Source organism: Novosphingobium aquiterrae (genome assembly GCF_042434435.1).
In the GTDB taxonomy this organism is placed as follows: Bacteria; Pseudomonadota; Alphaproteobacteria; order Sphingomonadales; family Sphingomonadaceae; genus Novosphingobium; species Novosphingobium aquiterrae.
On the sequence record NZ_JBHLTL010000001.1, the window covers coordinates 101,696 to 127,562 of the forward strand.

The window sequence follows — 25,867 nt, forward strand, 5'->3', positions numbered from 1 at the left end:
GCTTCCACATGGCGATTGTTCGAGTAGAAGTGAAGGCATGACCGGATTCCTTGCAGATGAAATCGAACGCCTGCTGACCGCCGCCTTTGCGCCGACGCACCTGGCCGTGATCAACGACAGCGCCCGACACCACGGCCATTCGGGCGATGACGGATCGGGCGAAAGCCATTTCACCGTCGAGATCGAAAGCGCCGCCTTTTCCGGCGTGTCCCGGCTGCAACGCCAGCGTATGGTCAACACGGCACTGGGCGATATTCCCGGCCAGCGGGTTCATGCCCTGGCGATCAGGGCGCGCGCGCCAGAGGAGGCGGTATGACAATTCTTGCGACGATAGCGCCGGTTACCCACGATCTTGGCGCGTTCCAGGTGCGCCGGGTGCTGCCCAGTCCGCGCCAGATCATGGTCGGGCCGTTCATCTTCGTCGACCAGTTCGGCCCGGCGATCATCCCGCCCGGCCACGCCATGGATGTCCGCCCGCATCCGCACATCGGCCTGGCGACGGTAACCTGGCTGTTCGAAGGCGCGATCGACCACCGCGACAGCCTAGGCAGCTTTGCCACGATCCGCCCGGGCCAGGTCAACCTGATGACCGCGGGCCAGGGCATCGTCCATTCCGAGCGCGGCCTGCCGGCAGAACGGGACCTGGCCAAGCCGATGTACGGCATGCAGACCTGGCTGGCCCTGCCCGACGGCGCCGAGGACATTGCTCCGGCCTTCGAAACCCACGCCGACCTTCCGCTGATCGAGGACAGTTGCGTGTCTGCACGTGTCATCATGGGCAGCCTGTGGGGGCGCAGCGCACCGACCACCCAGCACGCCGCGACGATCTATGCCGAAATCGTCCTGGCACCCGGCGGCGCGATTCCGATCGACAGCGATGCCGACGAGCGCGCGGTGATGCTGGTCGGCGGCGAAGCGCAGATCGACGGCCTCCCGCTCGCGCTGTACACACTTGCGGTATTGGCCCCTGGTGCCGCGCTTTCTCTGACCTCGACCAACGGCGGACGGGTAATGCTGCTGGGCGGCGAAGCCTTCCGCACCCCGCGCCACGTCTGGTGGAACTTCGTCCATTCCTCGCGTGAGCGGATCAACCAGGCCAAGGACGATTGGCGCAATGGCCGCTTCGGCACGGTGCCGGGCGACGCGGACGAGTTCATTCCGCTGCCCGAAATTCCTCTTACCAACAGCGACAGAACAGGAGATGCACCATGAGCTTTGCCGGACAAGCCGTCTGGATAACCGGCGCCTCATCGGGCATCGGCGCCGCATTGGCGCGGGCCTTTGCCGCTGCAGGCGCGCGACTGATCCTGTCCGGGCGCAACCTTGCCGCACTGGACGAGGTCGCCGCCCAATGCGGTGGCGACTGCCTGGTCCTGCCGTTCGAGACCACCGACAATTCTGTCATCGCCCCGGCAGTGGAGCAGGTAGCCGCCTGGTCCGGCGGGATTGACGTGCTGATCAACAATGCCGGGATTTCGCAGCGCAGCCTGGCGGTGGACACCGACTATTCGGTCTATGAGCGGATCGTCGCGGTTGACCTGCTCGCCCCGATCGCCCTGACCCAGGCGGTCCTGCCGGGCATGGTGGCGCGGGGCAGCGGGCGAATCGCGATGATCAGTTCGATCGCGGGCAAGGTCGGGGTGCCGATGCGCACCGCCTATTGCGCGGCCAAGTTCGGCATCGCCGGCTATGCCGATGCCCTGCGCGCCGAAGTCGCGCATCTGGGCCTGCACGTCCACAACATCTACCCGGGATCGGTCCGCACCGATGTTTCGCGCAATGCCCTGACTGCCGACGGATCCAAGCGCGGCGTGTCTGACAAGGTCATCGACAACGGCATCGACCCGGATGAGGCAGTCGCGCAGATGCTTGCGGACATGGCGCAGGGTGAACGCGAAATCATCGTTGCAGAAGGTGCGGAAAAGGCCATGGGCGAAGCACGCCGAACGCCCGATGCGATGCTTGACCAAATCGGTGCCTTCATGGCCGCGGGCTATGTCGAGCGGATGAACAGGGACGCAGAATGATGGCAATGCAGCGCGTAACCCTGGTCAGCGGGATCGAACTGGACATCGTTGACGAGGGCCCGCGCGATGGCCCTGCCCTGATTTTCCTGCACGGCTTCCCCGAAAGCCACCGCACCTGGCGCCATCAGATCGCGCACCTGTCGGACCGCTATCGCTGCATCGCGCCCGACCAACGCGGCTATCGGGGATCGTCGAAGCCGCAGGACGTCGCCAGCTACACCCCCGAAAAGCTGATCGGTGACGTATTTCAACTGGCCGATGCGCTGGGCATTGAGCGCTTCACAATCATCGGCCACGATTGGGGCGGCGCGATCGCCTGGGGCGTGGCACTAACCGGGCAGATGAGCGGGCGCGTCGCCCGCGCGGTCATCGCGAATGCCCCGCATCCGGTCGGGTTCACACGGCTGGTCTGGGAAAATCGCAATCAGCGCCAGGCGAGCCAGTATTTCCGCGCATTCCGCGACACTGCAAACAATCCGATCGTGCGCGAACTTGGCCTAGGCGGATTTCTGGCCAAGGTGTTCGAGGGCCGGTTCGGTTCCGACGACCCCATGGAACCCGAAGAGCGTGCGCAGCTGATGAGGGATTACGAGAACCGCGACGCCGCCTTCGCCATGCTCAACTGGTACCGTGCCAGTCCGCTGTATGTGCCGGAGATGGACGAGCCCTATGCACTTCCGGCCGAGCGCGCCCCTCTGCCGCTTCCGCCGCTGACCATGCCGACGCTGGTACTGTGGGCACTGGATGACCTGGCCTTGCTGCCGGAAAATCTCGACGGGCTTGAAACGATGGTTACCGACATGACCCTGGTCCGGGTGCGAAACTGCGGCCATTTCGTGCCGTGGGAAGCGCCGGCCGTGGTCAACGCGGCGCTGGATGTTTTCCTTGGCCGAACCCCAGCCTAGCCGCGCGCCGGCCGGGGGAATCGGCGCCGCCGTTGCGGCGGCCAACGAACGCGCGCGCCGGTCGCTGCTGCGCAATCACGGCGGCGGTCATGCCGCGGTGACCAATCTGGAATTGTTCTTCGATCTGGTCTTTGTCTTTGCCGTAACCCAGCTCTCGCATTTTCTGCTGGGTGAGTTGACGCCGACAGGCGCGGTCAAGACGCTCATCCTGTTCGGTGCCGTCTGGTGGGGCTGGATGTGGACCACCTGGGCGACCAACTGGATCAATCCCGATCGCGGCGTCGTCCGCATGCTGATCGGTGCGCTGATGCTTGCCAGCCTGATTCTGTCGGCTGCCATCCCCTATGCCTTTGGTCATGGCGGCTTGCTGTTTGTGGTGCCGTACTGCGCGATGCAGATCGGCCGCTGCCTGTTCGTTGCCTGGGCCATGGACCGCGAAGAGAATGGCAACGGCCGGAACATGCTTCGCGCCTCGATCTGGTTCGCGGTCGCCGCAGTGTTATGGATTGTCGGCGCCTGCACAACCGATGTGTCGGCGCGTATCCTGTGGTGGCTGGCCGCGCTGGCCATCGAATATACCGCGCCGATGGTGTTCCTTTGGGTTCCGGGCATGGGCCGTTCATCGCTCGCAGAATGGCAGGTTTCCGGAAGCCACATGGCCGAACGGTGCAGCCTGTTCATCATCATCGCCCTGGGTGAAGGGCTAGTGATTACCGGCGCAACCTACTCTGCGGCCAAGGCGCAGCCCGGACTGGATCTGGCCCTGTTGAATGCCATGCTCGGTTCCTTTGCCATGTGGTGGCTTTATTTTGACATGGGCGCGCGGCGCGGCGCGCGGCACATCGAGAATCATGAACTGCCTGGTCTGGTCGCGCGGCAGGCCTTCACATACTGGCACATCCCGATCGTGGCCGGGATCATCGTGCTGGCTGTGGCCGACGAACTTGTCCTGGCGCACCCATTGGAACCGGCTCACCTCGATCTGATGCTGGTAACGGTCAGCGGCGCAGTCCTGTTTCTTGGCGGCCTGGCCGGGTTCAAGCGCATATCCAGCGGCAATCCGTGGTTTCCGGCGTCGCACGTCTATGGCCTGTGCTTGCTGTTGCCGCTCATTCTGTGGGGATGGCTGGCGCATCCACCCGGCCTGCTCTTCTACGCCGCGATCACCTTGCTTTTCGCGGTCGTGGCGATCTGGGAATGGGGCAGTTTTCACGGCGGGTGGATGGAGCGGATGGAAAGTCGTGGCTGGTGGATCGCCAGATTGATGCGTCGGCGTCTCGAACAACGACGCGAACGGCGCCTTGCCCGCGCGGCGCATGAGAACCGCTAGATCGTCCTGCTGCTGCTGCCCCAGCCGATCCAGGCGCCATGGGGGTGGGCCCGCGTGACCAGTGCGCCGGATTCTCCCTCCGGCCAATAGCGCACCACCATTTCGTGGATGTGCAGCACGCGGTTGGCCTCAAGCGCGACCCAGGCCATCGGCCGGTCCGCCGTGGCCCTTGCTCCGGCCGCTTCCATCGCCGCCGTAACACGGGCCTGCTGTTCTTCCGGGACGTATTGCCAGACGATGGAATGCATCAGCATCCGCGTCGTTCCGGCCGGCTGCGGTTTGGCCAGCTCGGCCTCGACGAAGTCGGCTGCATTCATCCTTAGCAGATCCGGCGCCTCCTTTCCCGCCTCGGCAATGGCCGCTTCCATACGCTCAAACCGAACGGTGTGTTCGGGCCAGATATAGGCCTTGAGCCGAACGGCCTGCGCTGGATCGGTCAGGTCGACCGGTGCAACGTCGCAGCCCTTGGCAGAGACGATCTCGATAGCGTGATCCGGCGGTGCGGCCCCTTCCCACTCGGGCTTGAAACGCATCGCGCCGGGCTCCGGACCAACCTGCACGCCGCCCAGATCATAGTGATAGCGATCCAGCATCAGGTTGATCCCTGCGCTCGATCCTATTTCAAGACATTCGAAGCGCGGCGGCAATCCCTGGTCCGCCAGCCATAGCATCGCGGCGATGAAATTCGCCGAGCGTCCCGCCTCGTTTGTCTGTGGCGGACCATCAAGCCAAGGCAGCAGTTCGGCCTCATGTTCGTGCAGTGCCGCAGCTACGATTGCAACATCATCAACGCCGTCGCGACCTTCGTAGATTGCTGCCAGCGCCGGCTCCGCGCCGTTGAGATATAGCGAATGGAGTCCACCTGCCAGCCGCAAAGGCACGGCATCGGCCAGCGGCGCCCCGGACCAGGCGCGCACCCGCTCGAGCACCGCCCCGCCCTCACCGCGTTCCAGCAGATCTCTCAGTGCGGCGCAGATCCGTGCCGTCCGGTCGGCTCCGGAAGAATTGCAGTACATAACCTGATTATCGAACGCAGCCACCAGAATGCCAGGCCCGGTCGCACCGATATCGAGGAATTGGTATTTCTCCGCCATCGCCAGTTCTCCTGCTTATTGCTGCAGCTGCGGATGATCTGCTCCCTTTGGTTGCACTGCACAAGTGGGCGATGCCCGCACGCTTCTTGCCCTTTGCGGTCATGCACCGTAAGGGCCGCACACTATGGCCAAGCCGCTGACATTCGCCGTTCCCAAAGGCCGCATCCTCGATGAAGCCCTGCCGCTGATGGCGCGCGCGGGCGTCATTCCCGAGGCCGGCTTTCACGACAATAACAATCGCGCGCTATCGTTCGCCTGTGAAGGATCGGATACCCGGATCATCCGTGTACGCGCCTTCGATGTCGCCACCTTCGTGGCTCACGGTGCCGCACAGCTGGGTATCGTCGGATCGGACGTGGTTGAGGAGTTCGCCTATCCCGATCTCTATGCCCCGGTCGATCTCGATATCGGCCATTGCCGCCTGTCCGTGGCCGAGCCGGAAGGCCAAGCGGCCGCGCCGGCGCGCGTCAGCCATCTGCGGGTGGCCAGCAAGTATCCCAACCTGACCCGCCGCCATTTCGAAGGCATGGGGGTGCAGGCCGAAGTGGTGAAGCTCAATGGTGCGATGGAGCTGGCCCCGGGGCTTGGCTTGGCCAGCCGGATCGTCGATCTCGTCTCGACCGGGCGGACGCTGAAAGACAACGGCCTGATCGAAACCAGCCGCATTCTGGACGTTTCAGCACGGCTGATCGTCAATCGCGCGGCTCTCAAGACCGATCAGCGTGTGGCCAGACTGGTTGACGCGTTCCGCGCGCTGGTCATCGAGACGAAGGCCGCCTGATGCTGCGCCTCAACTCCCGCGACTCCGGTTTCGAACAGGCGTTCAAGCGCCTTGTGGCCGATCGCCGCGAAAGCGAGACATCGGTTGCGCGCGACGTCTCGGTTATTCTGGCCGACGTCCGTAACCGCGGCGATCAGGCGGTCGCCGAACTGACCAGCCGTTTCGACGCCCACGATCTTGGCAATGACTGGACGATTTCGGCCGAGGTTTGCCGCGAGGCTTTCGACGAGCTCAAGCCCGATCTGCGCGCCGCATTGGAACTGGCGGCCAAGCGTATCCGCGCCTTCCACGAGGCGCAGCGGCCAGCCGACCGCGATGACACCGACAAGCACGGCGTGCGCATGGGCGCGCGCTGGCTGCCAGTCGATGCCGCCGGGCTATACGTTCCCGGCGGCCGCGCCGCTTATCCCAGCTCGATGCTGATGAACGCGATTCCGGCCAAGGTCGCCGGGGTTGAACGTCTGGTAGTTGTCACGCCTACGCCGAAGGGTCAGGTCAATCCGCTGGTTCTGGCCGCCGCGCATCTGGCCGGCGTCGACGAAGTGTGGCGGATCGGTGGGGCCCAGGCGATCGCGGCTCTGGCCTATGGTACCGATCGGATCGACCCGGTCGACGTTATCGTTGGGCCGGGCAATGCCTGGGTGGCCGAGGCCAAGCGGCAGTTGTTCGGCGTGGTCGGGATCGACATGGTCGCCGGACCGAGCGAGATTCTTCTGATCGCCGATGGCAAAAACGACCCCGAATGGACTGCCGCCGACCTGCTTAGTCAGGCCGAGCACGATCCTGCGGCACAATCGATCCTGATCACTGATGATCCGCTCTTTGCCGATACGGTCGCGGACCGCATCGGCGTTGAGCTGGCGATGCTGCCCACAGCGCGCGTCGCGGCGGAAAGCTGGAACACCCACGGCACGATCATCGAGGTTGCCAGCCTGGACGAAGCTCCGGCCCTCGCCAATGCGCTTGCTGCCGAACACGTCCAGATCGCCACCGACGATCCCGAGGCGCTGTTCCGACAGATCCGTCACGCCGGCTCGGTCTTCCTCGGCCGGATGACTCCCGAAGCGGTCGGCGATTATGTCGCCGGCCCCAACCACGTTCTCCCCACCGGGCGCCGCGCGCGCTTTTCCTCGGGACTGTCAGTGCTCGATTTCATGAAGCGCACCAGCTTCATCCAGCTCGACGAAGCGGCGCTCAAGGCGATTGGTCCAGCCGCGATCGAGCTGGCTGATGCCGAAGGTCTGACTGCGCATGCCCGTTCGATCGAAGTAAGGCTCGGCATATGAAAGCCTCGTCCAAGGCCCGTGCGGCCGCACGCCTCGCCGCAGTGCAGGCGCTCTACCAGCTCGACATGGAAGCCACGCCGCTGGCCATGCTGCTCGACGAGTTCCACCGCCACCGCCTCGGCGCCGAGATCGAGGGCGATCAGTATGCCGAGGCCGAAGTCGCCTTTTTCGACGCGATTGTTCAGGGCGTCGACGCGCGCCGTGACGAGATCGACGGATTGCTAGCCGCCAGATTGGCCGAAGGCTGGACGCTTGAACGGCTCGACAAGACGATGCTCCAGATCCTGCGCGCCGGGGCCTGGGAACTCCTGGCCCGCGCCGACGTCCCGACCGCCGCTGCAATAAGCGAGTATGTCGACGTTGCCCACGCGTTCTTCGAAGCGCGCGAAGCCAAGTTCGTCAACGGCGTACTCGATGCCGTGGCCAAGGGCGTGCGCTGAGCAGCGAAGCCGCCTTCATCGCAGCCTTGCGCGGCCTGGCCACGCACCCCGCCGCGCGCGGGCTGGCCGATGACTGCGCGGTGCTCGATCTGGGCAGCGAGTCGCTGGTCCTGACTCATGATACGCTGGTCGAGGGGATCCATTTCCTGCCCGGCCAGGATCCAGCCGATGTGGCGTGGAAATTGGTCGCGACCAATCTTTCAGATCTGGCCGCCAAGGGCGCCGAACCGCTTGGCGTGTTGCTCGGCTATCAGCTGGGCACGGACGACCCGCGCTTTGTTGCGGGGCTGGACGAGGTGCTGTCGCACTACGGTGTGTCCTTGCTCGGCGGCGATACCGTCGGCGCGGCGGGGCCGCAGGTGCTTGGCCTGACTGCACTAGGCCGGGCGACGCACCGCCCGGTGCCGTCACGAGCTGGTTCCCGGCACGGCGACAGGATCTGGATCACCGGGCCAGTCGGGGCGGCACTGCTCGGGCTTGAGGCGCTACAAGCCGGCGACGGGGAGAGCACGGCCTATCGCCGTCCGCAGGCCTTGCTGGCGCAAGGTTGGGCACTGGCGCCCTTCGTTACGGCGATGATGGACGTGTCCGACGGACTGTTGCTGGATGCAAGCCGCATGGCTCTGGCCAGCTGTGTAACGTTTGCGATCGAGCAGGCATCCGTTCCGATTGCCACGCCCGAGGCGCGACGCGACGACGCGCTACGCTGGGGCGATGATTACCAGTTGCTGTTCACGTTGCCCGGCAATCACGAAAGTCCGGTACCGGCGAATTGCATTGGCATTGTGCACGAACGGGGACCGGCGCCCCTTTTGCTCGACGGCAAGCCCCCTTCGGGCAAGCTAGGCTACGAGCACTAGAGCGCGCTACAATCCACGCCACGCTTTTCCAGGATAGGCTTGAGCGCAAAGTAGGCCGCCCTGGTCCGGTGATTGGGGATCCCCGGATAGAGATGGTGGATCAAGTGCGTTTCCATCCCCATCGACATTACGTGGCCCAGACGGCTCTTGAAGATGTTCGCCTGTTCATAGCGTGACGTCTTGCCTTCGCGCGGGTGGTGCGGCGCCCACGACAGGTAGAAGCGGATATAGCTGAGCCCGATGTGGCGCGGCAGCCACCACAGCAGCGCCGCCTCGATCGCGTATCCGCTCCACGCCATGGAGAACAGCACAGTCATGAAGACCAGTTGCAGTAGCATCGTTTCCTTGAGCGCGCGCGCCGCCTCGGGCGTGCCCATTTCAGCCAGGATGCGCTTGTAGTGGTGGATCGAACCGTCGACCCCGGGCTGGCGGTTGTACCAGGTCTTGTACCAGGCCATCAGCGCATTGGGCGCTTCATCGGTAAAGTCGGGATCCTTGACCGGATCGTTGCAATGATAGTGATGCTCAAGGTGCATCATCCGCGCCATCGAGAACGGGAAGACGATCGGGATGGTCGAGACCGCGCCCACGGCTTCGTTGAGCCAGCGCGTCTTCTCTCCCGGGCGGCCGATATTTGAGTGCATGGCTTCGTGGCTGGTGACGTAACCGCCTGTCGCGAAAATGCACGACAGTACGAAGGCCAGCGGGAGGTTGAGCTGGCCCATGATCGCCAGCGGAAAGAATGACAGCCAGACCGCGAAACAGCCGAACGCCGCCACGGCATAGGGCCACATTGCCCCGCCATGAAAGTGCTGGGCAATGGCCCTCTCTTCCTTGAGCAGATCGCGGCGGGTGTAGCGGTCGAGCCCTTCCGGCCCCAGCGGAAACGCCGGGGCATCGCCTGCCGGGGCAATGCCAGGTTCGACCAGCGGCACGCGCAGGGTGACGGGATCGGCCTCGCTCACAGCCAACGCCCGCGGATCACGGTGATCATGCCCCACGGCGCGCCGATCAGCAGACCGAACAGGATCGGGCTCATTCCAAGGGGCACGGGCAGGCTCCAGCGCACCATGATCTGCGCGATCAATGGTGCGATGAAGCCGATTCCGAACAGGAACGGCATCCAGTGAAACAGCCCTTTGACCGCTGCCTGCATCAAATTAACCCCATGCAAACCAAGAACGGTAATGTCTCATAAACCGTGTTTTGCGGCAAGCGCGGTGGCATGGCGGCGATCCGGCGCCTGTTTCGAAACGGAACTGCCATCCGGGGCCCAGCGGGTCCGGTTGCGACGAATGCACGGGAAAAAGCGCAGCGCGGGCGTTGCAATGGCGGAAAAACGCACTAGCGTGCGGCGCGCAGCCCCGCGTCCGGCGGGGCTTTCGTTATGAACAATCAAGGGGGAGCGTGTCCGTGAATCTCGTCACGATCGCTATTATCCTGGGACTGGTGGCCGTGGTCTACGGCTTCGTCACCAGCCGTCAGGTGCTCGGCGCGACAGCCGGCAATGAAAAGATGCAGGAAATCGCCGCGGCTATCCAGGAAGGGGCGCAAGCCTATCTGGGCCGCCAGTATCGCACCATCGCCATCGTCGGCGTCGTTGCGGCCATCATCGTCGGGCTGGCGATCAGTCCGATCTCGGCCGTCGGCTTTGTCATTGGCGCGGTGCTTTCGGGTGCAGCAGGGTTTATCGGGATGAACATCTCGGTGCGTGCCAACGTCCGTACCGCAGCTGCGGCGCAGACCGGGCTGCAGCAAGGCCTCACCTTGGCGTTCCGCGCTGGGGCGATCACCGGCATGCTCGTGGCAGGTCTGGCCTTGCTCGCGATTTCGGGCTTCTTCTATTACCTTGTCGGCGTGGCGGGCTATGCCCCCAACGACCGCGTCGTGGTGACCGCGCTGACCGCGCTGGCGCTGGGCGCCTCGCTCGTTTCGATCTTCGCCCGTCTCGGCGGCGGGATCTTCACCAAGGCCGCCGACGTTGGCGCTGATTTGGTCGGCAAGGTCGAAGCCGGGATTCCCGAAGACGATCCACGCAACCCAGCCGTGATTGCGGACAACGTTGGCGACAACGTCGGCGACTGCGCCGGCATGGCCGCCGACCTGTTCGAAACCTATGTCGTCACCGTCGGTGCGACCATGGTGCTGACCGCGCTGCTGCTCAAGGGCCTCGGCGACAAGTTGATGGCGATGATGAGCCTGCCGCTGCTGATCGGCGGCGTCTGCATCGTCACCTCGATCATCGGCACCTATTTTGTCCGCCTTGGTGGCGGCAAGAACATCATGGGCGCCATGTACAAGGGCTTCCTGGTCACCGCGGTCCTCTCGGTCCCGGCGATCTGGTGGGCGATCAGCTATGCGCTGGGCGACATGAACGCGGCGATCGGCGATCAGGCCTATTCGGGCCGGATCCTGTTCTATTGCTGCTTCCTTGGTCTGGTCATCACCGGCCTGATCATCTGGATCACCGAGTACTACACCGGCACCAACTATCGCCCGGTCCGCTCGATCGCTAAGTCGTCGGAAACCGGCCACGGCACCAACGTGATCCAGGGCCTGGCGATTTCGATGGAATCGACCGCGCTGCCGACCCTGGTGATCTGCGCCGGGATCATCATTGCGTTCAAGCTGGCCGGCTTGATGGGCATTGCCTATGCCGCCACCGCGATGCTGGCCCTGGCCGGCATGGTCGTCGCGCTCGACGCCTATGGCCCGGTTACCGACAATGCCGGCGGCATTGCCGAAATGGCCGGGCTCGACGATTCGGTCCGCGAAAAGACCGATGCGCTCGACGCCGTGGGCAACACCACCAAGGCCGTGACCAAGGGCTATGCCATCGGTTCGGCCGGCCTTGCCGCATTGGTGCTGTTCGCTGCCTACACCACTGACCTGCGCGAGTTCTTCCCGGACCTGCAGATCAGCTTCAGCCTCGAAAACCCCTATGTCATCGTCGGGCTGCTGCTCGGCGCACTGCTCCCGTATCTGTTCGGGGCAATGGGCATGACCGCGGTGGGCCGCGCGGCGGGCGAAGTGGTCAAGGACGTTCGCGACCAGTTCAAGAACAACCCCGGCATCATGACCTACGCCTCCAAGCCGGACTATGCCCGCACCGTCGACCTGGTGACCAAGGCCGCCATCCGCGAGATGATCTTGCCCTCGCTGCTGCCGGTTCTGGCCCCGATCGTGGTCTACTTCGTGATCACCGCGGTGGCCGGCCAGGCCGAAGGCTTTGCCGCGCTGGGTGCGCTGCTGCTCGGCGTGATTGTCGGCGGGCTGTTCGTTGCGATCTCGATGACCTCGGGCGGCGGCGCCTGGGACAATGCCAAGAAGTACATCGAGGACGGCAACCACGGCGGCAAGGGCAGCGATGCCCACAAGGCCGCGGTGACCGGCGACACGGTCGGCGATCCTTACAAGGATACCGCCGGTCCGGCGGTCAACCCGATGATCAAGATCACCAACATCGTGGCGTTGCTTCTGCTCGCCGCTTTGGCAAGTCACGCCGCGGGCTAACCCGGCGCACCTTGCAGGTGAAGCAAGCCCCGTCCGGAGCGATCCGGGCGGGGTTTTGCTTTGGCGTTAGGCCTTCGTTGGCAGATCGGCGCTATGGCTAACGCGTCCGCAACTACCAAGGAGCGCGCAGCGCTTGGCCAGCCTGGCCGCAAAGTTCACGCCGGAAGCCGACCGGCCTGCGACCCCCGCGCCAGCGGCTGCCTCCGCGCGCGCGCTTGACTGGCGCGCGTTGGAGGCGGCGGGACTGCGCCCGCAGTGGGATGCACTGGCGGCCGCGGCGACTGAGCCCAACCCGTTCCACGAGGCCTGGTATCTCCTTCCCGCTCTGCGCGCGCTCGATCCGCAAGGTTCGGTCAAGCTGCTTGCCGTGGAGCTGGACGGTGCGCTGATCGGCCTGCTGCCGTTGCGCCATGAGGCACGCTATTATGGCCGGCTGATCCCGCAGATGTGCAACTGGATACATGGCAACTGCTTCCTCGGCGCACCACTGGTTGCCTCCGAACACAGGCACGCCTTCTGGCGCGCGCTGCTGGACTGGGCCGACCAGCAAGGCGGCCAATCGCTGTTCCTGCATCTGGCGCAGATCCCGCTCGATGGTCCGCTTCACGGCGCGCTGCAGGATGTGCTGGCCGAACAGGGCCGCCACGCCGCGCTGGTCCACCGCGAGGAGCGCGCCCTGCTCTCCTCGGATCTCTCGCCCGAGGCCTATTTCGAGGCCAGCCTGTCGGGCAAGAAGCGCAAGGAGCTGCGCCGCCAGACTGCCCGTCTGGCCGAACTGGGCACCCTGAATTTCGAGCGCCGGACGGACGCCGCCCACCTCGACGCGTGGATCGAGCAGTTCCTCGCGCTTGAGCATTCGGGCTGGAAAGGCACGGCCGGTTCGGCCCTCGCCTCGCACCACACCACCGCCGACCTGTTCCGCGCGGCGCTCACCGGCGCTGCCGCGCAGGGCCGGCTCGAACGGCTGACGCTGACGCTCGGCGACGAGCCAATCGCCATGCTGGTCCAGTTCCTCGCCCCGCCCGGCGCGTTCTCGTACAAGACCGCGTTCGACGAACGCTTCGCCCGCTTTTCACCCGGGGTGCTGCTCCAGCGCGAGAACCTGGCGATACTGGGCCATCCGGGCGTGGCCTGGTGCGACAGCTGCGCCAGCGCCGACCATCCGATGATCGACCACATCTGGCGTGAGCGGCGCGCAATCGGCCGCCTCTCGATCGCGATCGGCGGCCCGCTGCGCCGTGCCCTGTTCCGCCAGATCGCCCGGCTCGAAACGCGGCGCAGCCAGCGTCCTTGACGCGTCCTCTTTCGCAACGCAAAGCCGTTGGCGATGGAAGACGATCCCACTCCCGAACGGCTGGTCAGCGGCCTGGTCAAGCTGCTTGAGGTCAAGCCCCAGGGCGATGACACCTTCATCGGACGCAAGAAGCGCGGCGGCGTTGGCCGCGTCTTTGGCGGCCAGGTCATCGCCCAGGCACTGCTCGCTGCAGAAGCGACCGTGGATCCGGCGCGCCCGGCACACTCGCTCCACGCCTATTTCCTGCGCGGCGGCAGCGAGGACCACGAGACCGACTATACGGTAGCCCGCGATTTTGACGGCGGCTCGTTCTCCAACCGCCGCGTCGTCGCCAGTCAGCTGGGCCGCCCGATCCTCAACCTTACCGCCTCGTTCCAGAAGCACGAGGACGGCCTGCACCACGCCGACGCCGAAATGCCCGACGTCCCCCCGCCCGAAGAGCTCGAGCCCGAAGCGGAAGTGCGCCGCCGCTTTGCCGAGCAGATGCGGCCCGAGGCGCGGCATCACTTCTATGCCCCGCGCCCGGTCGAAATGCGCGCGGTCGAGGGCCGCCACTGGATGAACCCGGTCAAGGCTCCGCCGCGCTCGCATTCGTGGTTCCGGGCGGTCGCACCGCTGCCCGACGATCCGCGCGTCCACCGCGCCATCCTGGCCTTTGCCAGCGACATGACCCTGCTCGGCACCTGCGCCCTGCCCCACGGCCTGTCCTGGGCGCGCGGCGAGGTGGTCAGCGCCAGCCTTGACCACGCGGTATGGTTCCACGAACCATTCCGCGCCGACGAATGGCTGCTCTATGCCACCGACAGCCCATGGAGCGGCGGCGGACGCGGCTTCAACCGGGGCCGCATCTTCACCCGCGATGGCCGACTGGTCGCCAGCGTCGCGCAGGAAGGCATGATCCGCAAGATCGTGCCCAAGACATAAGCATAACGGGAGGGAACATGCGCAAGAGGACCATCGCACTCGCCATCGCCGCCGCTTTGGCGCTCGCCGGCGGCACCTGGTACGCCAGTCTCGACAAGGAGACGCGCGCGCTGATCGCGGCCATGCCGACCGATCGCGACGTGCTCAGCTGGTCGCTGAGCCAGCGCGACGCCGCCTTCCGCGCGATGGACCGCCTGCCGGTGCTGGCCAAGGCGCACGAGATCACGCCCGCTTCCAGCCCCCTGCCCCTTCCCGCGGGCAAGCCGCTGGCCGTGCCGGGGATCGACCAGTACATGGCCGGGCAGCGCGCCGCGGGTCTGGTGATCCTGCAGGACGGCAAGGTCAGGCTGGAGAAGTACGGCCTGGGCTTCGATGCCACGGGCCGCTGGACCAGCTTCTCGGTCGCCAAGTCGTTCACCTCGACCCTGGTCGGCGCGGCAATCCAGGATGGCTTCATCAAGAGCCTCGACGACAAGGTCAGCCAATACGTTCCCGACCTGCGCGGATCGGCCTATGACGATGTCTCGGTCCGCCAGCTGCTGACCATGAGCTCGGGCGTGAAGTGGAACGAGGACTACGAGGATCCCAAGGCCGACGTTGCCCTGTTCAACAACGCCAAGCCCGATCCCGGGGTCGACGCCACGGTCAGCTACATGCGCAAGTTGCCGCGTGCCCACCCGGCGGGCGAGGTGTGGCACTACAACACCGGAGAGACCAATCTGATCGGGGTGCTGGTCTCCTCGGCGGTGAAGAAGCCGCTGGCCCAGTACCTGCAGGAGAAGGTCTGGCAACCCGCCGGGATGGAGGCCAAGGCGACCTGGCTGCTCGGCCCGACCGGGCACGAGATCGCCGGGTGTTGCCTCCAGGCCGCGACCCGCGATTTCGCACGTTTCGGCCTGTTCGTGCTGGCAAACGGCACGGGCCGCGACGGGATGGCGGTTGTGCCCGCCGACTGGTTCGCCCAGGCCGCAGTCAAGCAGAAGGACATCGGCGATCCGGGCAAGGGCTACGGCTTCCAATGGTGGACATACGACGACGGCTCGGTCGCTGCCCAGGGCATCTTCGGCCAGGGCATCTTCATCGATCCCAAACGCAAGCTGGTCATCGCCAGCAACGCCAACTGGACCCGTGCAACGGAGGGTCCGGAACCTGCAGCGCGCGAGGCGTTCTACAAGCAGGTCCAGGCGCTGGTGGACGCGGGGCAGTAGGGCCACATAAGGTAACAAAGCGCCACGCATAACCGGCCTAAGGCGTTACCTTCGGTCACCTTGGGTGAGCTTGTGCCGCAGCGGATCGGCGACCAGCCGCCGGTCCGGCCCGTGGCCAACCTCGACCGTGCCGCCGGTGCGCAGGGTGATCGTGGTCACCCCGTTCAGCGCGCGCTCCATCAGCCATTCGAACGCCCGGTCCCGCCCCTCGCCCAGCGCCCGGTCCCACGCCGCGGCAAAGCTGGCCGCCCCCGGCCGGGCGCGCAAGGCATAGGCCGCCTTCCGACTCATCCCCACCATCCGCGCCGCCGAAGCGACCGAGCCGGTGACGGACAGCGCGCGCAGAAATGCGGTCTGGCGCGGCACGGTCCAGCCATCGTGGCGAGTGCGGGCCAGCGGGACGGGGGTGAAGGTCGGCGCGGCGATGCCGGTCGGGCGCGGCGGGAGGTCGGGGGGATGCATTGGGGGGAGTTTATGCGAGACGGTGGGGTGTAGGAAAGCGCGGGAATTTCTGCTCTCAGTGGCCCCGTCCGAGGCGGCGAGCACGGCCGCTCATGCATGGTGTCGAGGCAAAAGCCGCCCGTCCGGACACGACAACATTGCGGACAAAGCACAATTGAGCGATGCTCTCCCTTATGGCGGATGAGCAGAACGACCCATTCGATGGACGCGGAGCGGATTTGAAGAAGATGAAGCCCGCGCTTTTCGCGGACGTTTTCCTTTATGCCACAAGCGAGGGAGGAAAGCGGATCGCCGCTCTGCCGGGTTGGGGCTGTCCCTGCACATTTAGTTATGAGCAGCCCTTCATCGGATATGATGGATGGCCCGTTCTAGACGAACCCTTGAATCCGGGTGAGCGCCGAGCCGCGGTGCCGTTTGTATTTCTGTCTGCGGAAGGCGCGGACAAGATGCGCGAGGCAGGCCGATTTTTCTTGTGTGAAGGTAAGGTCGTCGGCGAGGCGATTGTCGTGAGAGACTGATGCCCACTTGCCCTGACAAGGCAGCCATTCCGCGTCGCTGACAGCATCCCTGAAATCCGTCATTCGTTGCTACGATTGGATCACGGACAACGGGTCTGAAAACCTGCTGAACTGGACGGTTGCAGCGGCCAATACCGCCGGTCGATGATGACGTTTGGACGGCCATTTCAAGGTGTAACGCCTCTTACCCCCACCTTCGTCATTCCCGCGAAGGCGGGGATCCAGCAACCACCAAGCCCCCTCACCCCCCAGGATGATAGAAATCATACACCGCCTGCGCCACTTGCGCACTCACTCCCGGTGCGCGCTGCAAATCCTCCAGCGCCGCCGCCCGCACCTTGCTCGCCGTGCCGAAGTGCAGCAGCAGCGCGCGTTTGCGGGCCGGGCCGATGCCGGGGATTTCGTCGAGCGGTGACGCGGTGATCGCGCGGCTGCGTTTGTCGCGGTGGGCGCCGATCGCGAAGCGGTGGACTTCGTCGCGCAGGCGCTGGAGGTGGAACAGCAGCGGGCTGTTTTCCGGCAGCATCTTTTCACGGCCGTCGGGGAAGTGGAACACCTCGCGCCCCTCGCGGCCGTGGTGCGAGCCCTTGGCGATGGCGATCAGGGGGACGTCCTCGATCCCCAGTTCCTCCAGCGTGTCACGCGCTGCGCTCATCTGCCCCTTGCCGCCGTCGATCAGCACCAGGTCGGGCCACATGCCGCCGTCGCGATCCGGGTCCTCGTCCTGCGCACGGGCAAAGCGCCGTCCGAAGACCTCGCGCATCATGGCGAAATCATCATTGGTCTGGGCGGTCTTGATGTTCCACTTGCGGTACTGGCCCTTGATGAAGCCGTCGGGCCCGGACACGATCATCGCGCCCAGCGCCGCCGTGCCCTGGATATGGCTGTTGTCGTAGACCTCGATCCGTTGCGGCGGCTCGGGCAGTTCGAGGAATTCGGCCAGTTCGCGGCCGAGCCGGGCCTTGGTCCCGCTTTCGGCGGCGCGGCGTTCCAGCGCCTCGACCGCGTTGCGGCTGGCCTGCTCCATCAGGCGGCGGCGGTCGCCGCGCTGCGGCACCGACAGTTCGACCTTGCCCCCGGCGGGACCGGCGAAGGCCTCGGCCAGCAGCGCCGCTTCGGGCAGCGCGCGATCGACCAGGATGGTGCGCGGCGGGGGCACCTCCTCATAGAACTGGGCGAGGAAGGCGGTCAGCACCTCTTCGCCGCTCAGTCCTTCGGTGTGGCTGGGGAAGAAGGCGCGGTGGCCCCAGTTCTGCCCGCCGCGGATGAAGAAGGCCTGCACGCCGAAGGTGCCGCCCTTCTCCGCCAGGGCGAAGATGTCGGCGCTGCCCAGCCCTTCGGCATTGATCGCCTGACTGCCCTGGATGAAGGTCGCGGCGCGCAGCCGGTCGCGCAGGATCGCCGCGGTCTCGAAATCGAGGTTGGCGGCGGCCGTTTCCATCTGCGAGTTGAGCTTGGCCTGGACCGCGCTGCTCTTGCCGCCAAGGAAATCCTTGGCTTCGCCCACCAGCTCGGCATAGCCCGCCGCGTCGATCCGCCCGACGCAAGGTGCCGAGCAGCGCTTGATCTGGTAGAGCAGGCACGGACGGTCGCGGCGGCTGAAGAAGCTATCGGTGCAGCTGCGCAGCAGGAACAGTTTCTGCAGCGCGTTGATCGTGGTGTTGACCGATCCGGCGCTGGCGAAGGGGCCGTAATAGTTGCCCTTAGCCTTGCGTGCGCCGCGGTGCTTGGTGATCCGCGGAAAATCGTGGTCGGCGCGCAGCAGGATGAAGGGGAAACTTTTGTCGTCGCGCAGCAGGACGTTGTAGGGCGGGCGATAGCGCTTGATCAGCTGCGCTTCCAGCAGCAGCGCCTCGGCCTCGCTGTTGGTGGTAACGATGGTCATCGCCCGGGTCTGGCTGACCATGCGTTTCAGCCGCAGCGGCAGCCGCTCGACCTGGGTATAATTGGCCACCCGGTTCTTCAGCGCCCGCGCCTTGCCGACGTAGAGCACGTCGCCGCGCGCATCGAGCATGCGGTAAACCCCCGGCTTGGGCCGCAGGGTGGCCAGCACCTCGCGGATCGCGGCGATCCCGGCCTCGAGGTCGGGCTGGCTGCCCTTGACCGTGTAGGTCGCGCGGTCCTCGTTGAAGCGCTCGGAACTGTTGGGCAGATCGGGGCGGCCGGCCTTGGTCATGACACCGCAGATAGGCACTGTCCCGGCGGCGCGAAAGTGCGTTGTTGACGGCTTCCCCCGGCGTGTTACGCTGCATCGCACAAGACCCGGCAATGCGGGCGCGAAAATTGGGAGAGGAACGCTTGCGCCAATTGCAAGGCATGGACGCCTCGTTCGTCGCGCTGGAAACGCGCAATTCGCCGATGCACATCGGATCGCTGCTGATCTACAATCCGGCGACCGCGCCCGGCGGGTTTGTCCGCTTCAAGGATATCCTGCGCTTTTTCGAAAGCCGGATGCAGCTGTCCAAGACGATGCGCCAGCGGCTGGTTCGAGTGCCGTTCGATCTCGACTATCCCTACTGGATCGAGGACGGCGAGTTCGATCTGGAATACCACGTCCGCCACCTGGCCCTGCCCAAGCCGGGCGACTGGCGCCAGCTGTGCATCCAGGCCGCGCGGATCTTTGCCCGCCCGCTCGACCTCAACCGCCCGCCATGGGAATTCACGGTGATCGAGGGGCTCGACAACATCCCCGGCGTGGCCCCCGGCAGCTATGCCATGGTGACCAAGGTGCACCACGCGGCGATCGACGGGATGAGCGGCATCGACCTGATGGAGGCGCTCCACACGCTCGATCCCAATGCCCCGCCGCCGAACCAGCCCGACACCTGGCAGCCCGAAGAGGTGCCCAATTTCGCCACGCTGCTGGCCAAGTCGTGGCTCAACGGCATTGCCAACCCGGCGCGCCAGCTGGAAGTCGCGGCCAAGGCGATGCCGGGGCTGGCCAATGCGATCAAGGGCCTGGCCGCCAAGGATTTCAAGCTCCACGGTGAGATGCTGGCTCCGCGCACCCGGTTCAACGCGGTGCTGTCCACCGCCCGCGTGGTCGAGGGGCGCAGCGTGCCGCTGGCCGACATCAAGGCGATCCGCCAGGCCGTGCCCGGGGCCAAGGTCAACGATGTGTTCCTGGCGATCGTCGGCGGGGCAATGCGCAAATACCTCGCCCACCACAACGACCTGCCCGACAAGACGCTGACCGCGATGGCCCCCATTTCGGTGCGCGGCAAGGACGAGAAGGGCGACATGGGCAACCAGGTCGCGGCGATGATCGCCCCGCTGGGCACCCATATCGCCGATCCGCTGGAACGGCTGGCCTATGTCCATTCGCAGACCGTCAACAGCAAGGCGATGACCGACGCGATCGGCGCCCGCAATATGACCGAGATGAGCAAGGTCAGCCCGGCGCTGTTCATGGCGCTGGGGGCGCAGCTTTATACCCGGCTGGGCCTGGCCAACCGGGTCGGCCCGCCCTTCACCACGGTGGTCACCAACGTCCCCGGTCCGCCGGTGCCGATCTATTCGGCCGGAGCACGGCTGGAAAGCATGATGGGGCTGCTGTGCCTGACCGACGGCATGGGCCTGGGCCACACCGTGCAGAGCTATGTCGACGAGGCGACGATCACGTTCACCGCCTGCCGCAAGATCGTGCCCGATCCGGACTTCTATGCGCAGTGCATCGAGGACAGCTTTACCGAACTGCGCGACGCGGCGCGGGCGGCCTCTGCCCCTGCACCGGCGGCAACGCCAGCCAAGGAACCGGCACCGCCGGCCGCCGTTAAGGACAAGAAGGCCAAGCCGGCCGCAGCGCCCAAAAAGGCAGCCCCAAAAAAGGCTGCAGCGAAAAAAGTCACCAGAACCAGAAAGGTCGCCGCCAAGTGACAGCCACTACTGCTTCCCGCCAGGCGCTCGAGATCGAAGCCCGCCCGCCGCACCGCCTGCTAGCCCTGGCCGAAGGGCGCGCGGTGTTCGAACTTGCCGCCTTCTACGCCAGTCGCCACCTGCTGGCACAATTGCCCCACGGCGATGGTCATCCGGTGCTGGTCCTGCCCGGTTTCCTCGCCTCCGACGGGTCGACCCTGCCGATGCGCCGCCTGCTCAAGGACCTCGGCTATGACGCCTATGGCTGGCAGCTCGGCCGCAACGTCCGCGTCGACCTGCAACGCGTGCACGAGATGGAGGCGCTGCTGCTCGACATCTTTGAACGCACCGGCAAGAAGGTCTCGATCGTCGGGTGGAGTCTGGGCGGGGTTTTCGCCCGCGAACTGGCCAAGACTCATCCGGAAGCGGTGCGCCAGGTGATTTCGCTGGGCAGCCCGATCCATGATGATCGCCGCCACACCAATGCGTCCAGGCTGTTCGAATTCCTCAACGGCAAGGACCCCGAGCCGGTCAAGCACGGTCGCTTTACCGGGCTGGACAAGGCCCCGCCGGTTCCAACCACCTCGATCCTGACCAAGACCGACGGCGTGGTGCACTGGCGCGGATCGGTGCAATGGCCCGAAGCGGGCAATGCCCTGACCGAGAATATCGAGGTTCACGCCAGCCACTGCGGCCTGGGCGTCAACCCGATCGTGATGGTCGCGCTGGCCGATCGCCTGGCCCAGGCCGAGGACGACTGGCAGCCGTTCAAGGCCAAGTGGCACCAGCGCTGGATGTTCCCGCGCAGCAAGCTGCACTGACGGGATGTCGACGCGCCATCTGGTCGATCCGGACCTGCTGCCACTGCTGGACCTGATGCCGGGCTTCGCCCTGTCGCACGATGCCCTGCCGGCGATCCGCGATCAGGCCGAACAGCGCTTTGCCTTTCTGGGCGATCCACCGCTGCAGGCGCAGATCCACCAGGTCGAAGGGCCCGACGGCCCGGTCGAAGTCTACCTCTACGATCCTGCGCCGGGAACCTCCGGGCGCCCTGCCCTGCTTCATGTGCACGGTGGCGGGATGGTGCTTGGTTCGGTAAAATCGATGCAGCACGGGCCCAGCGGCATGGCCATGGCGCTGGGCATTCCCGTCGCTTCGGTCGAATACCGCCTGGCGCCGGAACATCCCTTCCCCGCGCCGCAGCAGGACTGCCTCGCCGCGCTGCACTGGCTGAGCGACAGTGCCGCCAGCCTGGGCATCGACCCGGCGCGGATCGGGATCATTGGTGAGAGCGCTGGCGGCGGACTGGCTGCCGCTGTGGCGCAGATGGCGCGCGATCTGGGCGGTCCGCCACTGGCCGCGCAGTTCCTGACCTATCCGATGCTCGATCACCGGACCGGCGGCACCGACTGCCGCTATGCCAATCCGGCGACCGGCGAATTCGTCTGGAACCGCGCGGCGAACCGGTTTGGCTGGGCCGCCTTGCAGGGCAGCTACCCCGTGGATGACGACCGCGCCGGCTGGTTTTCACCCAGCCTGGCAGCCTCGCTGGCCGGGCTGCCGCCGACCTGGATCGGCACCGGCAGCCTCGACCTGTTCTTCGACGAAGACCTCGACTACGCGCGCCGCCTGGTTGCGGCAGGCGTCCCGGTCGAGCTGCACAGCTATCCCGGGGCGATCCACGCGTTCAATGTCATGGCCGACAGTGCCCTGGCCAAGGGCTTCACCCGCGACCTGCTGGGCGCGATCAGCCGCATGCTGCGCATCGCCGGCTGATCGCAGCCCAAATCAGGCGGCGTGGCCGTCGATCGAGACCTGACGGATCCGTCCCTCGCCATCGACAGCGCAGGTGAACTGGCTGTTCGAGCCGACCCGTCCACGCACGCGCCAGCCATTGCCGTCGCGTTCGGCCCCATCGACGCTGTCAACGCGCTGCGAACCGCGATTGACCTCGTCGATGCAGCGGTTGACCGCATCGTTCATGTCGCCGTTGTTGTAGGACGAACCATAGGTGTCGCGCGTCGGCGCGTCGCGATAGTCGCCGCCGCGATAGTCACGATCCTCCGGATAGCGGCGATCGTCGCGGCGGTCCTTGCCGGCCTTGCTTGCTGCGCTGGCGATGGCCGCAATGCCGCCGATGATCAGGATCCCGGCGAAGATATCGCCAGCGTCGACCCGGTCATGGTGATGCCCCCAGCCGCCGCCCCAGCCGCCGCCCCAGCGATCGCGCGCCAGCGCAGGGGTTGCGGCCATCGACAGGGCCGCGGCGGTTGCGAGCATTGCCGCAACGCGCGAAAAAGTTGGTCTCATGATTGCCACCCTTCTGGACGTTACGATCGGGCAGATGCCCGGCCGCTGCAAGACGTCCCAGTAGACATGAGTAGGCGGTCCAGGCTTTCTATCGCCTGAACCGCCCGTCTTGGTCAGTGGCTGCTAGCGGTTAAAGGCCGCGGATCCCGTCAAAGTCGAGATCGACAACCCGGCCGCGTTCGAACTTGCACTCGAACGAACCCGAGTCGTAGCCGCGCAGGTTGCTGTTCCAGCCGCGATAGTCGCCGCCCCAGCCCCGGCCATAATAGCCGTCGCCCGAACGCCAGCCGCGATTCTGCTGGTTGACCGCAATGCGACCCTTCACTTCGAAGCCATAACGCGTGTTGCGGACCTGGCGGATATCGGTGACGTCGGCACGGCCATAGCTGTAGCGTCCGGCATTGCGTTCGGCAGCATAGACGCACTGCTCGACCGCCTGGCGCGGATTGCCGCCATAGTACGAGCCGCGGTTGTAGTCGTCATAGCCGTTGTTCCAGCCGTAGCCGGCGCGGTCATAGCGATAGTCGCCGCGATCGTACCCGCGATTGTTGCTGGCCGCCGAGGCGACCGCAGCGATCCCGCCGATGATCAGGGCACCGGCAATGACATCGCCTGCACTGATTCCGTCGCGATCGCGGTGACCGTAGGTGTCCGCCATCGCAGGCGTGGCCGAAGAGATCGCCATCGCGCCTGCCGCGATGGTACCGACAAGGGCTTTGGACAGGGTCTTCATGGCATTTCATCCTTCAATGGTGCCGGACGCGATGTCCGGCGTTGAAGGCTGTCTACCGATTCGGCCTTGGCGTTATGCTGAACCTGGCCGACAGCCACCGTTCAGCAAAAGCGATACATTTATGAACAGCTATTTGGGCGTTGCCAACCCGCTCCACTGCGCCAGGAAGGCCAGGATGTCCGCGCCTTCAGCCACCACCTTGTCGGTCGGCTTGCCCGCGCCATGCCCGGCCCGAGTCTCGATCCGGATAAGATGCGGCCTTGGCCCAGCCTGCGCCGCCTGCAAGGCCGCGGTATATTTGAAGCTGTGTCCGGGAACGACGCGGTCATCGGTATCCGCCGTGGTCACCAGCACCGCCGGATAGTCCGCACCGCTGCGGATGTTGTGGTAAGGCGAATAGGCGCGCAGCACCTTCCAGTCGGCTTCCTTGCCCGGAAAGCCATAGTCGTCAGTCCAATAGCGCCCGGCGGTGAAGCGGTCGAAGCGCAGCATGTCCATCACCCCGACCTGGGCATTCGCCGCCGCGAACAAGTCGGGCCGCTGATTGGTCACCGCGCCGACCAGCAGGCCGCCGTTGGAGCCGCCCTGGATAGTCAGGCCGCCCTTGGGGGTGACGCCTTCCTTGATCAGGAATTCGCCCGCCGCGATGAAATCGTCGAACACGTTCTGCTTGTTGGCGCGGCGTCCGGCATCGTGCCAGGCCTTGCCGTATTCGCCGCCACCGCGCAGGTTGGCCATCGCATAGGCACCGCCGGCTTCCAGCCAGGCCATCCGCGTGGCGGAAAATCCCGGAGTCAGCGAGACGTCGAACCCGCCATAGCCATAGAGCAGCGTCGGCACGGCTTTGCCGACCAGATCCTTCCGGCGGATCAGGAACAACGGCACGCGGGTGCCATCCTTCGACTGGTAGAAGCGCTGCTCGATTGCGTATTCGGCGGGGTTGAAGGTCAGCTTCGGGGTCGCAAAGACATCGCTGGCACCGCTGCGCAGGTCGAGCCGGCGGATCGAGGCCGGCTGATTGAAGCTGGTGAAGGAATAGAAGGTCTCCGGATCGCCCGGCTTTCCGGTGAAACCCGACGCCGTGCCGATCCCGTTCAGCGTCAGCACCTTGGCGCGCCTGCCGGTCAGGTCATAGACCTCTGCTCGGGTCGAGGCATCCTTCAGGTAGGACAGGATCAGCTTGTTGCCAACGATCGAAGCGCGCTCCAGCGTTTCGTCGCGCTGTGGGACCACATCCGTCCAGTCGGTGTGACTGGCGGTCAGCCGCACCGATACCAACTTGCCGCGCGGGGCATTTTCATCGGTTACGAACCACAGGCGATTGCCGATCGCGTCAACCGGTTGCCATTTGTGGTCGAACCCGGAAACGAGAACTTGCGCCAGCCATCCCTTCTTCTTGCGCTGCGCCAGATCGATTACCCGCACTTCAAACCGCGCATCGGTGCCCTTGCTGCTGGTTATCACGGCATAGCGGCCGCCGTTGGTGACCTTCGCGGTGTGGCCGACTTCGGGCTGGTCGGGCGTGGCGAAGACCAGCTGGTCCTGCTCCTGCGGCGTGCCGATTCGGTGGAAATAGAGCGCCTGGTTGAAATTGCGCGACTGGAACTCTGCGCCCTCGGCCGGCTTGGGGAAGCGCGAGTACAGGAAGCCTTCGTCGCCGATCCAGGCGATGTCGGTGAATTTGGCCCAGTGCAGGTCGTCGGCCATCACCTTGCCGCTTGCCACGTCGAGCACCCTGATCGTCCGCCAGTCGCTGCCGCCGTCCTGGACCGAATAGGCAAGAAAGCGCCCCTTGTCCGATGGCACCCAGTCATCGAGCGCGGTCGCGCCGTCCTTGGCCCAGCCGTTGGGATCGATCAGCAGCCGCGGCGTGCCGCTCAACCCGTCGCGCACGAACAGCTGCGCCTGGTTCTGCAGGCCCGAATTGCGGGTGTAGAAGTAATGCGCTCCGGCCTTCTGCGGCAGGCCGAAGCGCTCATAATCCATCAGCGCCTTGATCCGCGCGGCGAACCAGTCGCGCTGCGGCAGCGTGCCCAGATAGGCATTGGTCACCACGTTCTGCCGCTGCACCCAGCCCGCCACCTTGGAATCGGTGCGCACGTCGTTTTCCAGCCAGCGATAGGGATCGGCGATCGCTTCCCCGAACTGCGTTTCGACCACGTCGCCCCGGGTGGTTTCGGGATAGGCGATCGGCTTCACATTCTGCGCTCCTGCGGTGCTGTCGAACAATAGGGCGGCGGCCAGCAGCGGCGCTTGGCGAAACATCAAATTCTCCCCCGAATGCAAAAAGGCGGCTGCAAGCCTATCGCCTGCAGCCGCCTTTGCAA

General features: G+C 65.5%; 25 protein-coding genes. 17 read left to right on the plus strand and 8 right to left on the minus strand.

Going from position 1 to position 25,867, the window contains the following annotated elements; translation table 11 throughout:
• The first annotated feature begins 37 nt into the window (after positions 1 to 37).
• Genes ACFFF7_RS00500 through ACFFF7_RS00520 form a run of 5 tightly spaced genes read left to right on the plus strand, consistent with a single transcriptional unit; the run spans position 38 to position 4,262 of the window.
• A complete protein-coding gene (locus ACFFF7_RS00500; RefSeq protein WP_379479408.1) occupies positions 38 to 316 on the plus strand; it encodes a BolA family protein in 279 nt (92 codons plus the stop codon).
• The gene (locus tag ACFFF7_RS00505; RefSeq protein ID WP_379479409.1) at positions 313 to 1,212 is read left to right on the plus strand and encodes a pirin family protein; all 900 of its coding nucleotides are present in this window, start codon (positions 313 to 315) and stop codon (positions 1,210 to 1,212) included. The genes ACFFF7_RS00500 and ACFFF7_RS00505 overlap by 4 nt, the downstream gene beginning before the upstream one ends.
• Positions 1,209 to 2,027 carry an SDR family NAD(P)-dependent oxidoreductase gene (locus ACFFF7_RS00510; RefSeq protein WP_379479410.1) on the plus strand — a complete coding sequence of 273 codons (819 nt, stop codon included), beginning with the start codon at positions 1,209 to 1,211 and terminating at the stop codon, positions 2,025 to 2,027. The genes ACFFF7_RS00505 and ACFFF7_RS00510 overlap by 4 nt, the downstream gene beginning before the upstream one ends.
• Positions 2,024 to 2,932, plus strand: coding sequence for an alpha/beta fold hydrolase (locus ACFFF7_RS00515; protein WP_379479411.1), 909 nt, complete (start codon positions 2,024 to 2,026; stop codon positions 2,930 to 2,932). The genes ACFFF7_RS00510 and ACFFF7_RS00515 overlap by 4 nt, the downstream gene beginning before the upstream one ends.
• On the plus strand, positions 2,913 to 4,262 hold the full coding sequence (locus ACFFF7_RS00520; protein ID WP_379479412.1) for a low temperature requirement protein A: 1,350 nt from the start codon (positions 2,913 to 2,915) through the stop codon (positions 4,260 to 4,262). Before ACFFF7_RS00515 ends, ACFFF7_RS00520 begins: the two co-directional genes overlap by 20 nt.
• Here ACFFF7_RS00520 and ACFFF7_RS00525 read toward each other — a convergent pair.
• On the minus strand, positions 4,259 to 5,356 hold the full coding sequence (locus tag ACFFF7_RS00525) for a DUF2332 domain-containing protein (RefSeq protein ID WP_379479413.1): 1,098 nt from the start codon (positions 5,354 to 5,356) through the stop codon (positions 4,259 to 4,261). The genes ACFFF7_RS00520 and ACFFF7_RS00525 overlap by 4 nt on opposite strands.
• Positions 5,357 to 5,480: 124 nt before the next feature.
• Between ACFFF7_RS00525 and hisG the strand changes: the two genes are divergently transcribed.
• From hisG to thiL, 4 genes are read left to right on the plus strand one after another with little or no spacing between them, the layout of a single operon-like run.
• Positions 5,481 to 6,137: an ATP phosphoribosyltransferase gene (hisG, locus tag ACFFF7_RS00530; RefSeq protein ID WP_379479414.1), complete on the plus strand. Its 657-nt coding sequence runs from the start codon at positions 5,481 to 5,483 to the stop codon at positions 6,135 to 6,137.
• Positions 6,137 to 7,423, plus strand: coding sequence for a histidinol dehydrogenase (gene hisD, locus ACFFF7_RS00535; RefSeq protein WP_379479415.1), 1,287 nt, complete (start codon positions 6,137 to 6,139; stop codon positions 7,421 to 7,423). The genes hisG and hisD overlap by 1 nt, the downstream gene beginning before the upstream one ends.
• Positions 7,420 to 7,863 (plus strand): transcription antitermination factor NusB, encoded by a 444-nt coding sequence (nusB, locus tag ACFFF7_RS00540; protein WP_379479416.1) that lies wholly within the window; start codon positions 7,420 to 7,422, stop codon positions 7,861 to 7,863. The genes hisD and nusB overlap by 4 nt, the downstream gene beginning before the upstream one ends.
• Before the next feature lie 26 nt (positions 7,864 to 7,889).
• Positions 7,890 to 8,723: a thiamine-phosphate kinase gene (thiL, locus tag ACFFF7_RS00545; RefSeq protein ID WP_379479417.1), complete on the plus strand. Its 834-nt coding sequence runs from the start codon at positions 7,890 to 7,892 to the stop codon at positions 8,721 to 8,723.
• Here thiL and ACFFF7_RS00550 read toward each other — a convergent pair.
• Entirely contained in the window at positions 8,720 to 9,688 is a 969-nt protein-coding gene (locus ACFFF7_RS00550; protein ID WP_379479418.1) for a fatty acid desaturase, read from the minus strand. The two genes, thiL and ACFFF7_RS00550, sit on opposite strands and share 4 nt — an antisense overlap.
• Entirely contained in the window at positions 9,685 to 9,879 is a 195-nt protein-coding gene (locus tag ACFFF7_RS00555; protein ID WP_379479419.1) for a hypothetical protein, read from the minus strand. Before ACFFF7_RS00555 ends, ACFFF7_RS00550 begins: the two co-directional genes overlap by 4 nt.
• A 257-nt stretch (positions 9,880 to 10,136) precedes the next feature.
• Between ACFFF7_RS00555 and ACFFF7_RS00560 the strand changes: the two genes are divergently transcribed.
• The 4 genes from ACFFF7_RS00560 (at position 10,137) to ACFFF7_RS00575 (ending at position 15,662) form a co-directional block, all read left to right on the plus strand.
• Positions 10,137 to 12,236, plus strand: coding sequence for a sodium-translocating pyrophosphatase (locus ACFFF7_RS00560; protein WP_379479420.1), 2,100 nt, complete (start codon positions 10,137 to 10,139; stop codon positions 12,234 to 12,236).
• 133 nt (positions 12,237 to 12,369) lie between these two features.
• Entirely contained in the window at positions 12,370 to 13,530 is a 1,161-nt protein-coding gene (locus ACFFF7_RS00565) for a GNAT family N-acetyltransferase (RefSeq protein WP_379479421.1), read from the plus strand.
• Between the two features lie 33 nt (positions 13,531 to 13,563).
• The gene (locus ACFFF7_RS00570) at positions 13,564 to 14,454 is read left to right on the plus strand and encodes an acyl-CoA thioesterase (RefSeq protein WP_379479422.1); all 891 of its coding nucleotides are present in this window, start codon (positions 13,564 to 13,566) and stop codon (positions 14,452 to 14,454) included.
• 17 nt (positions 14,455 to 14,471) lie between these two features.
• Entirely contained in the window at positions 14,472 to 15,662 is a 1,191-nt protein-coding gene (locus tag ACFFF7_RS00575) for a serine hydrolase domain-containing protein (protein ID WP_379479423.1), read from the plus strand.
• A gap of 45 nt (positions 15,663 to 15,707) precedes the next feature.
• Here the strand turns inward: ACFFF7_RS00575 and ACFFF7_RS00580 are convergent, their stop codons facing one another.
• Positions 15,708 to 16,124 (minus strand): hypothetical protein, encoded by a 417-nt coding sequence (locus ACFFF7_RS00580; RefSeq protein WP_379479424.1) that lies wholly within the window; start codon positions 16,122 to 16,124, stop codon positions 15,708 to 15,710.
• A 173-nt stretch (positions 16,125 to 16,297) separates the two neighbouring features.
• On the opposite strand from ACFFF7_RS00580, the gene ACFFF7_RS00585 reads away from it, so the two are divergent.
• Positions 16,298 to 16,642 carry a hypothetical protein gene (locus ACFFF7_RS00585; RefSeq protein WP_379479425.1) on the plus strand — a complete coding sequence of 115 codons (345 nt, stop codon included), beginning with the start codon at positions 16,298 to 16,300 and terminating at the stop codon, positions 16,640 to 16,642.
• A 241-nt stretch (positions 16,643 to 16,883) separates the two neighbouring features.
• Here the strand turns inward: ACFFF7_RS00585 and uvrC are convergent, their stop codons facing one another.
• A complete protein-coding gene (gene uvrC / locus ACFFF7_RS00590; protein ID WP_379479426.1) occupies positions 16,884 to 18,818 on the minus strand; it encodes an excinuclease ABC subunit UvrC in 1,935 nt (644 codons plus the stop codon).
• Positions 18,819 to 18,958: 140 nt separating this feature from the next.
• On the opposite strand from uvrC, the gene ACFFF7_RS00595 reads away from it, so the two are divergent.
• The 3 genes from ACFFF7_RS00595 to ACFFF7_RS00605 are packed head-to-tail and all read left to right on the plus strand — an operon-like array spanning position 18,959 to position 22,273.
• Positions 18,959 to 20,518 carry a WS/DGAT/MGAT family O-acyltransferase gene (locus ACFFF7_RS00595; protein WP_379479427.1) on the plus strand — a complete coding sequence of 520 codons (1,560 nt, stop codon included), beginning with the start codon at positions 18,959 to 18,961 and terminating at the stop codon, positions 20,516 to 20,518.
• The gene (locus ACFFF7_RS00600) at positions 20,515 to 21,318 is read left to right on the plus strand and encodes an esterase/lipase family protein (RefSeq protein ID WP_379479428.1); all 804 of its coding nucleotides are present in this window, start codon (positions 20,515 to 20,517) and stop codon (positions 21,316 to 21,318) included. The genes ACFFF7_RS00595 and ACFFF7_RS00600 overlap by 4 nt, the downstream gene beginning before the upstream one ends.
• Positions 21,319 to 21,322: 4 nt before the next feature.
• Positions 21,323 to 22,273, plus strand: a complete 951-nt coding sequence (locus tag ACFFF7_RS00605; protein ID WP_379479429.1) for an alpha/beta hydrolase — start codon at positions 21,323 to 21,325, stop codon at positions 22,271 to 22,273.
• Positions 22,274 to 22,285: 12 nt separating this feature from the next.
• Here ACFFF7_RS00605 and ACFFF7_RS00610 read toward each other — a convergent pair whose 3' ends face one another.
• From ACFFF7_RS00610 to ACFFF7_RS00620, 3 genes are all read right to left on the minus strand, one after another.
• Complete coding sequence (locus ACFFF7_RS00610; RefSeq protein WP_379479430.1) at positions 22,286 to 22,750, minus strand: hypothetical protein; 465 nt, start codon at positions 22,748 to 22,750, stop codon at positions 22,286 to 22,288.
• A gap of 187 nt (positions 22,751 to 22,937) precedes the next feature.
• On the minus strand, positions 22,938 to 23,540 hold the full coding sequence (locus ACFFF7_RS00615; protein ID WP_379479431.1) for a hypothetical protein: 603 nt from the start codon (positions 23,538 to 23,540) through the stop codon (positions 22,938 to 22,940).
• A gap of 129 nt (positions 23,541 to 23,669) precedes the next feature.
• Positions 23,670 to 25,805: a prolyl oligopeptidase family serine peptidase gene (locus ACFFF7_RS00620; RefSeq protein ID WP_379479432.1), complete on the minus strand. Its 2,136-nt coding sequence runs from the start codon at positions 25,803 to 25,805 to the stop codon at positions 23,670 to 23,672.
• Positions 25,806 to 25,867 lie beyond the last annotated feature (62 nt).

What these genes read in the sequence shown, in the direction of transcription:
- ACFFF7_RS00585 (WP_379479425.1), top strand. Translation starts at nt 16,298, where the DNA reads ATGGCGGATGAGCAGAACGACCCATTCGATGGACGCGGAGCGGATTTG.
- ACFFF7_RS00555 (WP_379479419.1), bottom strand. Translation starts at nt 9,879, where the DNA reads ATGCAGGCAGCGGTCAAAGGGCTGTTTCACTGGATGCCGTTCCTGTTC.
- ACFFF7_RS00595 (WP_379479427.1), top strand. Translation starts at nt 18,959, where the DNA reads ATGGACGCCTCGTTCGTCGCGCTGGAAACGCGCAATTCGCCGATGCAC.
- ACFFF7_RS00510 (WP_379479410.1), top strand. Translation starts at nt 1,209, where the DNA reads ATGAGCTTTGCCGGACAAGCCGTCTGGATAACCGGCGCCTCATCGGGC.
- ACFFF7_RS00605 (WP_379479429.1), top strand. Translation starts at nt 21,323, where the DNA reads ATGTCGACGCGCCATCTGGTCGATCCGGACCTGCTGCCACTGCTGGAC.
- ACFFF7_RS00570 (WP_379479422.1), top strand. Translation starts at nt 13,564, where the DNA reads ATGGAAGACGATCCCACTCCCGAACGGCTGGTCAGCGGCCTGGTCAAG.
- ACFFF7_RS00525 (WP_379479413.1), bottom strand. Translation starts at nt 5,356, where the DNA reads ATGGCGGAGAAATACCAATTCCTCGATATCGGTGCGACCGGGCCTGGC.
- uvrC (WP_379479426.1), bottom strand. Translation starts at nt 18,818, where the DNA reads ATGACCAAGGCCGGCCGCCCCGATCTGCCCAACAGTTCCGAGCGCTTC.
- ACFFF7_RS00515 (WP_379479411.1), top strand. Translation starts at nt 2,024, where the DNA reads ATGATGGCAATGCAGCGCGTAACCCTGGTCAGCGGGATCGAACTGGAC.
- ACFFF7_RS00575 (WP_379479423.1), top strand. Translation starts at nt 14,472, where the DNA reads ATGCGCAAGAGGACCATCGCACTCGCCATCGCCGCCGCTTTGGCGCTC.
- nusB (WP_379479416.1), top strand. Translation starts at nt 7,420, where the DNA reads ATGAAAGCCTCGTCCAAGGCCCGTGCGGCCGCACGCCTCGCCGCAGTG.
- ACFFF7_RS00505 (WP_379479409.1), top strand. Translation starts at nt 313, where the DNA reads ATGACAATTCTTGCGACGATAGCGCCGGTTACCCACGATCTTGGCGCG.
- ACFFF7_RS00620 (WP_379479432.1), bottom strand. Translation starts at nt 25,805, where the DNA reads ATGTTTCGCCAAGCGCCGCTGCTGGCCGCCGCCCTATTGTTCGACAGC.
- ACFFF7_RS00615 (WP_379479431.1), bottom strand. Translation starts at nt 23,540, where the DNA reads ATGAAGACCCTGTCCAAAGCCCTTGTCGGTACCATCGCGGCAGGCGCG.
- hisG (WP_379479414.1), top strand. Translation starts at nt 5,481, where the DNA reads ATGGCCAAGCCGCTGACATTCGCCGTTCCCAAAGGCCGCATCCTCGAT.
- ACFFF7_RS00580 (WP_379479424.1), bottom strand. Translation starts at nt 16,124, where the DNA reads ATGCATCCCCCCGACCTCCCGCCGCGCCCGACCGGCATCGCCGCGCCG.
- ACFFF7_RS00610 (WP_379479430.1), bottom strand. Translation starts at nt 22,750, where the DNA reads ATGGCCGCAACCCCTGCGCTGGCGCGCGATCGCTGGGGCGGCGGCTGG.
- hisD (WP_379479415.1), top strand. Translation starts at nt 6,137, where the DNA reads ATGCTGCGCCTCAACTCCCGCGACTCCGGTTTCGAACAGGCGTTCAAG.
- ACFFF7_RS00500 (WP_379479408.1), top strand. Translation starts at nt 38, where the DNA reads ATGACCGGATTCCTTGCAGATGAAATCGAACGCCTGCTGACCGCCGCC.